The organism is Mangrovimonas spongiae (assembly GCF_003944795.1).
Classification (GTDB): Bacteria; Bacteroidota; Bacteroidia; order Flavobacteriales; family Flavobacteriaceae; genus Mangrovimonas; species Mangrovimonas spongiae.
In genome coordinates, this window is record NZ_RWBG01000006.1 from 110,273 (window position 1) to 125,213 (window position 14,941).

Consider the following 14,941-nt stretch of genomic DNA (forward strand, 5'->3'; position numbering starts at 1 on the left):
TTTAAATACTGAAAATTAGTCGATTAAGTGTTCTTAAAAGTAGATTCCGTGCAGTTTTATGCCGTTTTTATCGTTAAACTCCATAGTTGGCAGCGGTACTTTTATCGTATTTAAAATACCGAATATCGATTTTAAAACGTGAGATTTTGTTTGAATTCTACTTAAGTCTATGTCCAAACTCAATAAGTATTGGCGGGATCTATTTTGATCTGGAAAGTCATTATTTATATTATTAATTCCTGTTAGCATGCCATCGCCACTATACCCCAAAGCAATGTTTAACCATTTAGGTATTGTTTTCGATTTTGTAAACGATTGTATATTAAAACTCAGCCAATAGGTTTGCCCGTTATAATCTTTTAAAAACGCTTCTGTAAAGCCATGTCCTAATTTATCAGGATTCATTTTAGCGTATTTTGTTTGATGAAATGAATACTTCATCACAATGCGTTGTTCATCCCATAATAATTCTTGTCCAACATATAACCCTGTTCCTGCCGCATTTGCTGCCATATCTCCCCAAGAAAAACCCCATTCTTTTGAAAATCCATCAAAAACCTCCACAGCTGTTAAAAAAGTAACCCCTAAAGTAGCCCCATAAATTAATTGGTCTTTCTTTGATACACCACTCCACTGTAACAAATCTGCACCTAACTGCCCTAATTGATAAGATGAATACACATGGCCTAACTTATCCATTTGTAACCATTGATTGTTATCGTTTGTTATATGAAATTTAGATTTTGGATAGTCTTTATACCATAATTGATTTAATCCCAATAAAGTTACCGACGCCAATGACGCTTCTGTAATAACAACAGCATTTCTTCTAGAAGTATGAAGTGTATCGCTAGGTGTAAAAAATAACTCCAAATTGGATGGTGTTTGTGACCAACATGAAATTGATAGTAGACATACTAAAAAAACAACTCTAAATTGTATCAATGTTACTTATTTATACCTTGAGACGATAAATACCTGTGGTATGCTCTTGCATTTGCATTATGCTGACTTAACGTTTTAGCAAATTTATGATACCCTAATCGCTTGGCATCGGCAACAAAATACACGTAATTATGTTTTTCATAATTTAAAACAGCATCAATGGCTGTAATATCTGGCATAGCAATTAAACTTGGTGGCAAGCCTAAATATTTATAGGTATTGTATGGCGACTCTATTTCTTTATGCTTATTTAATACGCGCTTAATAATCGTATCCTGATATTCTGGTAATTGATAAGCAGCATATTTAAGTGTGGGATCGGCTTGTAATGGCATTCCTATTCGTAAACGGTTCATATAAACACCTGCTATACGAGGTTGCTCACTCGCTTGTTTAGATTCTTCATGGACTATAGAACCTAATGTCATAACCTCTTTGGGCGTTAAACCAATAGCTTTAGCTTTGTTTACTCTAGTAGTATTCCAAAAACGGTTGTATTCTTTTAACATTCTATCTCGAAAAGTTTCGGCAGACGTATTCCAAAATAACTCATAGCTATTAGGGATATACATACCTAAGGCAGATTGTTTATCAAAATCATTCTTTTTAAGAAACACACTATCTGTCATTGCTTGTAAAAGCGATAGGCTATCGGCTTCTATTTGCTGAGCTATCCTTCCTGCAAGTTTTGGCAAACTTTCTTGATTATTAAACGATACACGAACGGGTAGATTTTTGCTTCTTATGGAATTTATAATATCGTTGTTATTCATCCCTTTTTTTATAGCATATTTACCTGCTCTAATATTTGTTGTATATTTTTTTTGCTTGGCAAGGGCATCAAACTTATCAATATCAATTAGTAAGGGTTCTAATTGTTCTCTTACCTGATTATAAGTAGCATTTGTAGGGACATAAATATATGCTTCTTCGTTATTAAATGCTGTGTTTGGTTTTAACATTACCGAATATACGTAGTATGAAAAAACGGCAATAACAATAAGTCCAATTAGGGCAACAGCCCATAAAATTTTTTTAATATACATCGCTTAAAATAGTAACTGTAATAAGTATTCGTTTTTATATTGATTGTTAACCAAGTTCCAGTCTTTTTTTATGCCTACAATGTTAAAATTGTATTTTTTAAATAAATTTAAACTCGTCGTATTTTCTTCTGAAACATTACAATACACTTGGTGTAATCCTAAATGGATTTTACAATAGTTTAGTAGCAAGGACAAAGCTTCACTACCGAAACCTTTGTTTCTATCATGACATGATTTTATCAAAATGCCAATACCTGCTTTATTATTTTTGGGATCAAAATCAAACAAATCGATTAACCCGATAGCTTGATTATCATAATTTGAAATAAGTAACCTTAATTGCTTTACCTCATAAATATCCTTATGTGCATTAGCCAAATAATCTTTTATAAGATATTGTGAATAAGGTGTTTGCGTGTTGCTTAATTCCCAGATAGTTTCATCATTTTCGATTTCATAAATAAAATCGAGGTCTTCGGGCTCTAAAGCTCTTAAAAAAATATGTTCTCCTTTTAATGTTACCATTCGCCTTTAAAAACTTGCTTTGCAGGGCCAATTAACCACACATTATCATAGCCGTTATCCACTTTATTGAAAGTTACTTGTACTTGGCCACCTTCTACATTAAGGGTAATAAGGTTTTTTTCGGTTTCACCAATATAATTCATGGCTAAAGCTACTGCTGTAGCTCCAGTACCACAGGATAAGGTTTCGTCTTCAACACCACGCTCATAGGTGCGTAGCCTAAATGTGTCATCAGATATTTTTGAAACAAAATTCACGTTACTTCCTGCTTTTCCATATAAATCGCTGTAACGAATTTTAGCGCCTTCCTGTTTAACATTAAAATCTGCTACATCATTTACACAAGTTACATGATGAGGCGAGCCTGTATCTAAAAACACAAAATCATTATTTGCTTCTATTTTAGTAACATCTTGCATCTGTAATTTAACCACATCATTTTCTATACGAGCATGATGTAAGCCATCTACTGCTTCAAAAGTGGTGCTGTTTTCTATCATTCCAAGAAATTTTGCAAAAGCTACCAAACAACGTCCACCATTACCACACATGGTACTTGGATTACCATCAGAGTTGTAATACACCATCTTAAAATCTGCTGTATCGTGGTTCTCCAATAAAATTAAGCCATCGGCTCCAATACCAAAACGTCTGTCACATAGTTGTGCCACAAGTTTGGTATTATTTTTGTCGAATTGTAACTGACGATTATCAATCATTACAAAATCGTTTCCTGTTCCTTGATATTTATAGAATTCAACTGCCATAGATTTGGCAAATATAGAAATATTAAGCGGTTTTTTATGATGTTAAAACACGTTAAATAGTGCGTTAAAAATCGTTAAACAAAAAACATGACACTCAATAAATAATTAATTTTAATCGTTAAATAATTAAAATAAAATCTAAAACACATGAAAAAGTTAGCTAGTTTAGTTTTAGTATCGGCTTTAGGTGGCATTATCACCCTTTCAGCCTACAAGTTTTTTATTGAAAAAGAGTCAACAAGTGCTGTTACTCAAACCGAAGAAACATCAAATTTTTTACCAACAAGCAATACTATTACTAATGCATATAATATTGCAGAATCTCCAGATTTTGTTGAAGCCGCAGAAAAAACGGTTCATGCAGTAGTTCATGTTAAAAATACAGCAACCGTTTCTGGACCAACTACATTACAAGATTTAATGTTTGGCAGAAGTTCACAACGTACACAAGTAGGTACAGGGAGTGGTGTTATTATTTCTCCAGATGGCTACATTATTACTAATAATCATGTTATTAATGGCGCTTCGCAAATATCTATCACCACAAACGACAATAATATTTATGAGGCTGAATTAATTGGCACGGATAAAAAAACGGATATTGCGCTTTTAAAAATTAACGCCCAAGACGATTTACCCTTTATAAGATTTGGCGACTCCGATCAAGCTAAAATTGGCGAATGGGTATTAGCTGTTGGTAACCCTTTTAACTTAACATCAACAGTTACTGCTGGAATAATTAGTGCTAAATCGCGTGATTTAACAGGGCAAAACTATCAATCATTTCTTCAAACAGATGCAGCAGTTAACCCAGGAAATTCGGGTGGCGCACTAGTAAATGCCAATGGCGACTTGGTGGGTATTAATACAGCTATCTCTTCGCAAACAGGCTCTTACATTGGGTATTCATTTGCTGTACCAAGTAATATTGCCCGTAAAGTAGTAGAAGACATTATGGAATTTGGCAATGTACAGAATGGAATTTTAGGCGTTTCTGGTATTTCATTAAATAGTAAATATGCCGAAGAATTTGGTGTATCAACTTCTGAAGGATTTTATGTAAGTGACGTTGAAGAAGATTCTGGTGCCGATGCCGCAGGAATAGCTAAAGGCGATGTTATTAAAAAATTGGACGATATTGAAATTTCTAAATTTGCCGATTTAAAAGGTTATTTAAGTACAAAAAGACCTAACGACATAGTCCATGTTACCTTATTACGAGATAATGAAGACCTAGAAATTGTTCCAGTTACACTTATTAAAAATCAAACAGCTGTTTTACCTATAGTTGGTCGTGTAAAAAATGCTAATGAGAAAGATTTAAAGAAGTTTAAACTATCTAAAGGCATAAAAATATCGGAACTTAACCCAAGATATGCCCGTAATTGGAAATCAAATGGTATAGAAGAAGGTAGCATTATTACAGCCATAAACGACAACGATGTTAACGATGTTGATACAGCAAAAAAAATTATAGAAAACAAAGCTTATAACGAACCATTAAAATTCGAAATTATTAATAAACATGGTGATAAAGAAACCGTATATTGGCGATAAGTAATTGCTATTAAAAAGAGAAAGAAACCCTTCGGAAAAACGAAGGGTTTTTTATTTGTTAAAAAACTTTACGAAAACGTTTGAAATATATTACTTTTGCACAAAATTTAAAATAAAACAACACACTAAACTTTTAAAAATGAGTCTTAACGGAACTTATGAAAGCGAATTGGCTTTTCAAGCAGACAGAAGAAGAGCTACGGTAGAATTTATTAAAATTGTAAGCGATCTTTGGTACGATAAATCTATCGAATTAGTCCTTTTTAGAAATCAATTAATCGATAGAAATGTAAGTCAAATTTTAAACTTACATGAATATGCTTGCGAATTTGTACAAAAGCCTATTTCAATTTTCGATTCAGTTGAAATTGCTCAAGCTATTCAAACGCTAGACTTACCACCAGCTAAATTAGATATTGGTAAACTTACTTACGAATACCACTTAGAAGAAAAAAAATATAACAATGCCTTAGCTTTTATTGCCGATAAATTAAAAGACGCTAATAAACAAGAGCCTATCCAACCAAAAGATGTTGTATTATATGGTTTTGGAAGAATTGGGCGATTAGTAGCAAGAGAATTAATGACGCGTACAGGTAAAGGTAGCCAGTTACGCTTAAGAGCAATTGTTACACGTGGTAATATTGACGAAACTATTTTAAAGAAAAGAGCCTCTTTATTAAGTAACGATTCTGTACATGGTGAATTTCCAGGAACTGTTTCTGCCGATATAAAAAATAAAGCATTAATCATAAACGGAACTACCGTAAATATGATTACTGCAAACGCTCCAGAAGATATCGATTATACTGCTTACAATATTAACGATGCTTTAATTATTGACAATACAGGTGCTTTTAGAGATGACGAAGCTTTAGCAAGACACTTAAAAGCTAAAGGTGTAGACAAAGTATTACTTACTGCACCAGGAAAAAATGTACCTAACATTGTTCATGGAGTAAATCATTTAGAACACAACCCAGATAAAGTAGATATCTTTTCGGCAGCATCTTGTACAACAAACGCTATTACGCCTATTTTAAAAGTTATTGAAGACTCGTTTGGTGTAAAAAGTGGTCATTTAGAAACGATTCACGCCTATACAAACGACCAAAACTTAGTAGACAACTTTCATAAAAAATACCGTCGTGGTCGTGCAGCAGCATTAAACATGGTTATTACCGAAACTGGTGCTGGAAAAGCGGTGTCTAAAGCGCTTCCTTCTTTAGAAGGTAAACTAACCTCTAACGCTATTCGTGTTCCTGTCCCTAATGGATCGTTAGCTATTTTAAATCTAGAATTAGACAACCCAACATCGGTTGAAGGTGTAAACACTATTATTAAAAAGTATGCTTTAGAAGGTGATTTAGTAGAACAAATTAAATACGAATTAAACGACGAATTAGTATCTAGTGATATTGTAGGTAGCTCGGCACCTTCAATTTACGATAGTAAAGCTACTATTGTAAGAGAAGATGGTAAAAATGTTATTCTTTACATTTGGTATGATAATGAGTATGGCTACAGCCACCAAGTTATCCGATTAGCTAAATATATTGCTAAAGTAAGACGTCACACCTATTATTAATGAGCACACTTAAACTTTTAAACTTCTTAAAAGTCTAAACTCATAATTTTTACGTATATAAAAAAAGTCCTCTTTGGAGGGCTTTTTTATTTACTAATAATTACACATAATATTTAATTTGTTACTTTCGCAAGTAACAGCAAAAACAAACAACTATTCTAAACATGAAGTCTTTAACATTATCCATTTTATTTACCGTATTTTCTATTGCCCTATTTGCTCAAGAAGAAGAGGAACTTTCTTTAAATAGTGGTACGATAGACAATCAATTTGAATATGTTATAAGAAAATCTAACAATTACCAACAATATAAAGTAATAAAGAAAACTTGGCTTTATGCTTTAAAAGCGCATACGTTAGATTCTTTAAAAGCATTACATGAAAATTTAAACAAAAGCCAAACGGTTATAGATAGCCAATCTAAAGAAATTAATAAGCTTAATGCTAATTTAAGTAACACCCAAAACACATTAGATAAAACCAATGAAGAGAAAAATAACATGGCTCTTTTTGGCATGCAAATGAGTAAAGGTAGTTACAATACATTAATGTGGTCTATTATTATCGGGCTTTTAGGATTCTTATTATTCTTTATATACAAGTTTAAAAACAGTAATACCATTACTCGCGAAGCAAAAAAATCGCTTTCCGAAGTAGAAGAAGAATTTGAAGAACATAGAAAACGTGCTCTTGAAAGAGAACAAAAAGTGCGTCGCCAATTACAAGACGAAATCAATAAGCAAAAAAACAACTAAATAAACTTTCTGCTTAAATACCATTAAAAATCTGTAATTTCGCTTACAGATTTTTTTATTAAAGCACCGTATTCATGCGTATTGATATTATTACTGTTTTACCCGAACTTCTAAAGAGTCCCTTTGAAGCTTCTATTTTAAAAAGAGCCATCGAGGCTAACTTAGTTGAAGTTCACTTTCATAACCTAAGAGATTATACAACCGATAAATATAAATCTGTAGACGATTATCAATTTGGTGGCGGAGCAGGTATGGTTATGATGGTGGAACCTATAGATAAATGTATTACCAAGCTTCAATCGCAACGCAATTACGATGAGATTATTTATATGACACCCGATGGCGAAACACTAAATCAAGGTATTGCCAATCAATTATCCTTACATAAAAATATGATTATTTTATGTGGGCATTATAAAGGTGTCGACCAGCGTGTTAGAGATAAATTTATAACCAAAGAAATCTCTATTGGTGATTATGTACTCTCTGGAGGCGAGTTAGGGGCAGCTGTACTTTGCGATGCTGTTATACGATTAATTCCTGGCGTATTAGGAAATGAAACTTCTGCCCTAACCGATTCGTTTCAAGATAACCTTTTAGCACCCCCCATTTATACCAGACCTAGAGAATATAAAGGCATGAAAGTTCCAGAAATTCTTTTTAGCGGCAACTTTCCTAAAATTGAAAAATGGCGAGAAGAACAAGCCTACAAAAGAACCCAAGAACGTAGACCTGATTTATTAAAAGATTAAATTGAATATTTAAGTTGATTTAATAAGCGATTGAAATTTTTTATTATTCCTTAAATTATCAAAATGCTTTTCGTTAAGTAACTCTTCAGTTAGTGTGTCAGATAATTGTAACGATGTTTCAATATCTCTAACTGCTTCGTCTGGCTTATCTAATAGTGCATAAGTACAGGCTCGTTGCCAATAAGCTAAAGAATAATCACTATCGTGATCTATTGCAGTATTTAGTAAGTTTAATGCCCAACGAATTTCACCAATTTCTAATAAAGCATCTGCCTTGTAAGTCATCGCTTCAATATCGTTAGGGTTAATGTCTAAAATTTCATCGTAAATAGAAATTTTTTCTTCTTCACTTTTCTCTAGTCCAGCACGCATCCATAATGAGTGAATAGAATTGGTATTGGAAATTTCTTGTTGCGTTTCGATGATTATTTTGGAGCGTTCTACTAATTTTTTTTCTATCTGTTGCAATCTATTTTCATAATCCCCAGTAAGGGTTTGTATTTTTTTAGCAGTATCTATTTTTATACTCTTTTTTATATCGTTAAGTGATCGCCACCCCAATAATACTAACAAAGAAGCGGCAGCCGTAATAATGTAAAAAATATTGTTTATTGTACTTGTTGTGTAATTTATGGCCCTATCTGAAGACTCTAATTTAGCTTCAGCTATTTGCTCTGTAACTTGTGCTCTTAGTTTTTGGTTTTCTTGGCGTAAACTTTTTATTTCATCAAGAATGTAACGTTCTATAAAGGGTTTATATAAAGGCTGCTCTAAACTATCTACTTGTACTTGTTGAATATTGGAAAAAGCAGCAATATATAAATTTAAAAAAACGATTGATAGTAAGGTTTTTAACATAGCAGTAAGGACGTATTTAGTGTCTGTGTTTTTATTACAATACAAAATTTATATAAATATTTGACTGTGCAAATTTTGTTATCTAATTTTTTTAAGTTTGCAACACTATTATCCCACTTATAGTTAATTTTATTTTAATAGACATATTAAAGTCTGTAGCTAGCTAATGTCCAGCAAATGCCTCCCAACCTTTTGCTTGTGAAATAGAAACGCTAAAAAACTTTTATTTAAAGCTTTTAACTTATTACTTTTTAATTATCTTTGCACTCAATTTTGGACTAACCTCTGGCGAGAATCGTGAATGTTATTTCGAATTAACAACAAAACATTAAAAACATGGAGTCTTTAGTAAAATACGTACAAGACGAATTTGTAGGAAAAAAAGATTTTCCAGAATTTTCAGCTGGAGATACAATTACAGTTTATTACGAAATTAGAGAAGGTGACAAAGTTCGTACACAGTTCTTTAGAGGAGTAGTTATCCAAAGAAGAGGAAGTGGTGCCACCGAAACATTCACCATTAGAAAAATGTCTGGAACCGTAGGTGTTGAGCGTATTATTCCTATCAACATGCCAGCTTTACAAAAAATTGAAGTCAATAAGAGAGGTAAAGTACGTAGAGCTAGAATTTACTACTTTAGAGGTCTTACTGGTAAAAAAGCAAGAATTAAAGAACAGGTACGTCGTTAATCACTTGTTTAAAACTTTTAAAAGCCTTGTAAATACAAGGCTTTTTTTATTAACAAAAGTTAATAACTTAAGTTTATAAGTAGTTGATAACTAGACCTCTTAAAAGTTTTATTTTTAAATACCCTAACGTATATTAGCTAAACAATTAAACAACAACATTCGTGTTGGTCTTAATTTTAGGTTTATGTTTAATTGAATAAAGTAACGTTCTTTATTATAATTGTTTTTTCGAGGTTTTAAAACAGTATGTGTAAGCATATGGGAGTTAAAAAGCCATGACGTTTTTAAAAGTAGTACATGCTTTGCAGGTACAAACTAGAAAAACCGAAAGTTTCTAAAGGTAACACACTAACGAAAGTAAAAGTTAAGATAGGAAACAATGCTTTTAAATTTAAATAGCACGCAAGTGACATTTAAATAAAAAAGTATCAAGAAAAACAATTTCATGAAACATCATACTTCATGTCAATACATTTTGAAAGAAGTGATATGTTTCAAATTGAAATAGTGAAACTTGAATTGAAAAGAACGATAGGTAACGTGAGTTAATATCGGTCGATTTAGTAAAAACTAAATAGGTCACGTAGTAACTGTTTCGAAGAAAGCCATGTCAAGGTAGAATTTTCTACAATGATATGGCTTTTGTTTTTCTATCTTTACCATTTTCAAAAAACACATGGATTTACCTTTTATCTCAGAGCAACATTTTAAAAGTCAAAACTACTCTTCCAACAAAATATCTAAAGCAGAATACGATAATTGCACATTCGAAGACTGTGATTTCTCAAATTCAGATATTAGTAACAATGTTTTTCTAGAATGTACTTTTATTAATTGTAATTTAAGTAATTGCAATATTGCACATACAAGTTTTAATCACGTCGATTTTATAGATTGTAAATTAACGGGCGTACAGTTTAACACTTGTAATGCATTTCTATTAACGTTTAGTTTTAATAACTGCTATTTAGAACTAGCGTCGTTTCAAGATTTAAAAATACCTAATACACGATTTAATAACTGTATTATGCATCAAACCGACTTTAGCAATACAAACCTCTCAAAATCAACACTAAATAATTGTGATGTAAAATCGGCCATCTTCGAAAACACAAATTTAGAAAGCAGCGATTTAAGCACAGCTTACAACTATAATATTCATCCAGAAAACAACAAAATTACTCACGCTAAATTTTCAAAAGAGCACATAATAGGATTGCTTAAATCTTATAAGATCACCATAGAATAAATGCTACAAAACAACAAGCTTAAGCCACTTGATTTTATTATATTTGCAGGACTTAATTAAAATTTGTTTAACGTCACAAAACCTTATATAAAATGGCAAAATCTCCAACTATTTTTTATACCAAAACAGATGAAGCTCCAGCATTGGCAACCCACTCTTTTTTACCAATTGTAAGAGCGTTTACAAAATCGTCTGGTATTAATATAGAAACCAAAGACATCTCGTTAGCAGGCAGAATCTTAGCAACTTTTCCAGATTTTTTAAATGACGATCAAAAAGTAGAAGATGCTCTTGGCACTCTTGGAGAATTGGTAAAGCTACCAGAAACAAATATTATTAAACTACCTAATATTAGTGCTTCAGTACCGCAACTAATGGCAGCTATTAAAGAGCTTCAAGACAAAGGATTTAACATTCCTAATTATCCAGAAGAACCACAATCTGATGCCGAAAAAGATATTAAATCACGCTACGATAAAATTAAAGGTAGTGCTGTAAACCCAGTACTTCGCGAAGGAAACTCAGACCGTCGTGCACCAAAAGCAGTAAAAAACTTTGCTAAGAAAAATCCACATAGCATGGGGGCTTGGAGCTCAAACTCCAAATCGCATGTTGCAACTATGGAACAAGGCGATTTTGCCCATACAGAAAAATCGTTAACACTACCTGAAGCAACCAATATTAAGATTGTCCATACTGATGACAATGGAAATGAAACCATTTTAAAACAACCATTTCCTATTCAAAAAGGAGAAATTATCGATGGTTCAGTCATGAGCAAATCGGCTTTAATAACTTTCTTAAAAGAACAAGTTAAAGCTGCTAAAGCAAATGGTACACTATTTTCATTACACATGAAAGCAACCATGATGAAGGTTTCCGATCCTATCATCTTTGGCCATGCAGTAAAAGTATTTTTTGCTGATGTTTTCAATAAATATGCTGATGTTTTTGAAGAAATTGGTGTAGAAGAAAACAATGGATTAGGAAACGTGCTTTCAAAATTAGAAGAACTTCCTTCAGATAAAAAAGAGGAAATTTTAAAAGCCATTGAAACAACTATTGAAAATGGCCCAGATTTAGCAATGGTGAATTCCGATAAAGGTATTACAAACCTTCACGTCCCTAGCGATGTTATTATTGATGCCTCAATGCCAGCAATGATTCGTAATTCGGGCCAAATGTGGAATGCCCAAGGAAACACACAAGACACCATAGCTGTAATACCAGATAGTAGTTATGCTGGCGTTTACACAGCAACTATAGATTTCTGTAAAGAAAATGGTGCTTTCGATCCTACAACAATGGGAACCGTTCCTAACGTTGGTCTTATGGCACAAAAAGCTGAAGAATACGGATCTCACGATAAAACTTTTGAAATAGCTTCCAACGGAACCGTAAAAGTTATTGATGATGCTGGAAATACCCTAATCGAGCATACTGTAGAGGCAGGAGATATCTGGCGTATGTGCCAAACAAAAGATGCCCCTATTCAAGATTGGGTAAAATTAGCTGTAACAAGAGCGCGTGCATCGCAAACTCCAGCCGTTTTTTGGTTAAACGAAAACCGTGCTCACGATGCCGAATTAATTAAAAAAGTAAATACATATTTACCAAACCACGATACATCTGGATTAGATATTAGAATCCTATCACCTATCGAGGCTACAAACTTCACCTTAAAACGTATTAAAAAAGGAGAAGATACTATTTCGGTAACCGGAAATGTATTGCGTGATTATTTAACCGACCTATTCCCTATTCTAGAAGTAGGAACTAGTGCCAAAATGCTATCTATTGTACCATTAATGAATGGTGGTGGCTTATTCGAAACTGGTGCCGGTGGATCTGCTCCTAAACACGTACAACAGTTATTAGAGGAAAACCACTTACGTTGGGATTCACTTGGCGAATTTTTAGCATTGGCTGTATCTTTAGAACATTTAAGCGAAACCTTTAATAATGCCAAAGCAAAAGTTTTAGCAGATGCGCTAGATGACGCTACCGAAAAATTGTTAGAAAATAAAAAAGGACCTTCTAGAAAAGCAGGAGAGCTTGATAATCGTGGTAGTCACTTCTATTTAGCCATGTATTGGGCAGAAGCCTTAGCAAATCAAAATGAAGATACCGATTTAAAAGCCGAATTTGCTCCAATCTATAAAACACTTTTAGAAAACGAGACTATTATAGTAGATGAATTAAATAAAATTCAAGGCAAGCCAACCTCCATAGGTGGTTATTACGAACCTGTCGAAGAATTAACATCACAAGTTATGCGACCAAGCAAAACACTAAATAGCATTATAAACGCATAACAATTTATATAAAGCTCCTTTAATTAGGAGCTTTTTTTTGGGCGTTACCCAATAGGGTCGTGCTGTTCGCTATATCTCACAATAATATTGTGAGGATGCCGCTACCATCACTAACGCAAACAATACAATAACTTTTAACTAGGTTAATTGGTCACTTACCACAATAAACTGTACTTTTAAACCATGGAATTTACTAAAACAACCGAGGCCGATTCTAATTATAATCATCTAGAAAATATGTCGGTAAATCAAATACTGACAAACATTAATAATGAAGATAAAACAGTACCCAATGCTGTAGAAAAAGCCATTCCTCAAATAGAAAGTTTAGTCAATCAAGTTGTAAAAAAACTTAAAAATGGCGGAAGATTATTTTACATAGGTGCTGGCACAAGTGGGCGCTTAGGTATAGTTGACGCCTCAGAATGCCCCCCTACTTTTGGTGTTTCACACGATTTGGTTATCGGTCTTATTGCTGGTGGCGATAAAGCCATAAGAAAAGCCGTAGAATTTGCCGAAGACTCAAAAGAGGAAGCTTGGAAGGATCTTTCAGCTTATAATATTTCAGAAAAAGATATTGTTGTTGGTATTGCTGCATCGGGCACAACGCCTTATGTTATTGGTGGATTGCAAGCATGTAATAAAAAAAATATTCCAACAGGATGTATTACTTGTAATAATAACAGCCCATTGGCATCGGTATCTAAATTTCCTGTTGAAGTTATAGTTGGTCCAGAGTTTGTAACAGGTAGCTCTAGAATGAAAGCAGGAACAGCACAAAAATTAGTTCTTAACATGATTACTACATCAACTATGATACAATTAGGTCATATTAAAGGCAATAAAATGGTCGATATGCAACTTAGTAACAATAAGCTTGTAGATCGAGGTATAAAAATGTTAATGAAAGAGCTCAATATCAATAAAGAAAAAGCCGAAGCTCTATTAGAAAAATACAAAAGTGTCCGTCTAGCTATTCAAAACCATAACAATGGAAACTAAAAGAACAAACAAAGAACTACTTGTTAAAGGCTTAAAAAAAATGGGGCTATCCTTAATTGGTATGTTTTTAGGTCCAACACTACTTTATATTGGTTTCACCAACCAAGATAAACCATTATATATTCCTATATTAATTGTTGCATTTATTGTTTGCGCACTAGCGATTTTTTTTGCCTTTAAAGGGTTAAAAGTTATTATGGATAGTATGTTCAACTAACGCCTTTCTTCAATAACTGTTGTTGGATTATAACCAAATTTAGAGTTATATAACTTTAAATCCAGAGCATTCATTATATAATTTATTATAGCAAAATGATGTATGGTATGGCTATTGGCTTGCGATAAAACAGCATCATAGGTATAAGTCATCGTAAGCAAACCAAGACCTAAATCATCTTTTACAATTATTGCTTTCTTATCATTATATTCAAAAGTTTTTAAAGCTTCAATAATTTGATTTAAATAAGCTTTAGCTGAAACACAACAACTTTCAACCTTTTCATCACGCTTTCTCTTTGTGAAATCAATAATTTCACTCTCAGGAAAAAGAATACAATAATAAAAATCTAAAATATGACGTATATGAGAACCAATACTAGATTTGTATGGCTCAACTGTTTTATTACTTAGATTCCTATTATCTAATTGATTTATTATTGAGTGAAGTTGATTAAGCGTGTTTAAATTGGAGTCTATTAAATTATTCATCAGACTAATTTAATAAAAAGATATCTTCCAAGACACTATAATCCTTAAAAAAAGAGCTATAAAAAAAGGTCTAAGTACAAATATACTTAGACCTTTAAAAAAGGCGGCGACCTACTCTCCCACGATGTAGTACCATCGGCGCTAATGGGCTTAACTTCTCTGTTCGGAATGGTAAGAGGTGAGC

At 32.8% G+C, this 14,941-nt stretch carries 15 protein-coding genes and 1 rRNA gene; 9 read left to right on the forward strand and 7 right to left on the reverse strand.

What is annotated here, in order from left to right; all coding sequences use genetic code 11:
* Positions 1–33: 33 nt before the first annotated feature.
* From EJA19_RS12500 to dapF, 4 genes are read right to left on the reverse strand one after another with little or no spacing between them, the layout of a single operon-like run.
* Positions 34–942, reverse strand: coding sequence for a DUF2279 domain-containing protein (locus EJA19_RS12500; protein WP_125468735.1), 909 nt, complete (start codon positions 940–942; stop codon positions 34–36).
* Between the two features lie 5 nt (positions 943–947).
* On the reverse strand, positions 948–1,991 hold the full coding sequence (gene mltG, locus EJA19_RS12505; RefSeq protein WP_125468716.1) for an endolytic transglycosylase MltG: 1,044 nt from the start codon (positions 1,989–1,991) through the stop codon (positions 948–950).
* A 3-nt stretch (positions 1,992–1,994) separates the two neighbouring features.
* The gene (locus tag EJA19_RS12510; RefSeq protein WP_125468717.1) at positions 1,995–2,516 is read right to left on the reverse strand and encodes a GNAT family N-acetyltransferase; all 522 of its coding nucleotides are present in this window, start codon (positions 2,514–2,516) and stop codon (positions 1,995–1,997) included.
* Positions 2,510–3,283, reverse strand: a complete 774-nt coding sequence (gene dapF, locus EJA19_RS12515) for a diaminopimelate epimerase (protein WP_125468718.1) — start codon at positions 3,281–3,283, stop codon at positions 2,510–2,512. The genes EJA19_RS12510 and dapF overlap by 7 nt, the downstream gene beginning before the upstream one ends.
* 147 nt (positions 3,284–3,430) lie before the next feature.
* Between dapF and EJA19_RS12520 the strand changes: the two genes are divergently transcribed.
* From EJA19_RS12520 to trmD, 4 genes are all read left to right on the forward strand, one after another.
* On the forward strand, positions 3,431–4,840 hold the full coding sequence (locus tag EJA19_RS12520; protein ID WP_125468719.1) for a trypsin-like peptidase domain-containing protein: 1,410 nt from the start codon (positions 3,431–3,433) through the stop codon (positions 4,838–4,840).
* Between the two features lie 139 nt (positions 4,841–4,979).
* On the forward strand, positions 4,980–6,428 hold the full coding sequence (locus tag EJA19_RS12525) for a glyceraldehyde-3-phosphate dehydrogenase (protein WP_125468720.1): 1,449 nt from the start codon (positions 4,980–4,982) through the stop codon (positions 6,426–6,428).
* Between the two features lie 164 nt (positions 6,429–6,592).
* Complete coding sequence (locus EJA19_RS12530) at positions 6,593–7,183, forward strand: tRNA (guanine-N1)-methyltransferase (RefSeq protein WP_125468721.1); 591 nt, start codon at positions 6,593–6,595, stop codon at positions 7,181–7,183.
* Positions 7,184–7,257: 74 nt separating this feature from the next.
* Positions 7,258–7,935, forward strand: coding sequence for a tRNA (guanosine(37)-N1)-methyltransferase TrmD (trmD, locus tag EJA19_RS12535; protein ID WP_125468722.1), 678 nt, complete (start codon positions 7,258–7,260; stop codon positions 7,933–7,935).
* 9 nt (positions 7,936–7,944) lie between these two features.
* Here the strand turns inward: trmD and EJA19_RS12540 are convergent, their stop codons facing one another.
* The gene (locus EJA19_RS12540; RefSeq protein ID WP_125468723.1) at positions 7,945–8,793 is read right to left on the reverse strand and encodes a tetratricopeptide repeat protein; all 849 of its coding nucleotides are present in this window, start codon (positions 8,791–8,793) and stop codon (positions 7,945–7,947) included.
* 336 nt (positions 8,794–9,129) lie between these two features.
* Between EJA19_RS12540 and rplS the strand changes: the two genes are divergently transcribed.
* From rplS to EJA19_RS12565, 5 genes are all read left to right on the forward strand, one after another.
* On the forward strand, positions 9,130–9,483 hold the full coding sequence (gene rplS, locus EJA19_RS12545; RefSeq protein ID WP_125468724.1) for a 50S ribosomal protein L19: 354 nt from the start codon (positions 9,130–9,132) through the stop codon (positions 9,481–9,483).
* 676 nt (positions 9,484–10,159) lie between these two features.
* Complete coding sequence (locus tag EJA19_RS12550) at positions 10,160–10,732, forward strand: pentapeptide repeat-containing protein (RefSeq protein WP_125468725.1); 573 nt, start codon at positions 10,160–10,162, stop codon at positions 10,730–10,732.
* A gap of 92 nt (positions 10,733–10,824) precedes the next feature.
* Positions 10,825–13,047 carry an NADP-dependent isocitrate dehydrogenase gene (locus EJA19_RS12555; protein ID WP_125468726.1) on the forward strand — a complete coding sequence of 741 codons (2,223 nt, stop codon included), beginning with the start codon at positions 10,825–10,827 and terminating at the stop codon, positions 13,045–13,047.
* 183 nt (positions 13,048–13,230) lie between these two features.
* Entirely contained in the window at positions 13,231–14,049 is an 819-nt protein-coding gene (murQ, locus tag EJA19_RS12560; protein ID WP_125468727.1) for an N-acetylmuramic acid 6-phosphate etherase, read from the forward strand.
* Positions 14,039–14,266 (forward strand): DUF6095 family protein, encoded by a 228-nt coding sequence (locus EJA19_RS12565; protein ID WP_125468728.1) that lies wholly within the window; start codon positions 14,039–14,041, stop codon positions 14,264–14,266. Before murQ ends, EJA19_RS12565 begins: the two co-directional genes overlap by 11 nt.
* Here EJA19_RS12565 and EJA19_RS12570 read toward each other — a convergent pair.
* Positions 14,263–14,757, reverse strand: a complete 495-nt coding sequence (locus tag EJA19_RS12570) for a hypothetical protein (RefSeq protein WP_125468729.1) — start codon at positions 14,755–14,757, stop codon at positions 14,263–14,265. The genes EJA19_RS12565 and EJA19_RS12570 overlap by 4 nt on opposite strands.
* Before the next feature lie 98 nt (positions 14,758–14,855).
* A 5S ribosomal RNA gene (gene rrf, locus EJA19_RS12575) occupies positions 14,856–14,941 on the reverse strand; the annotation flags it as partial.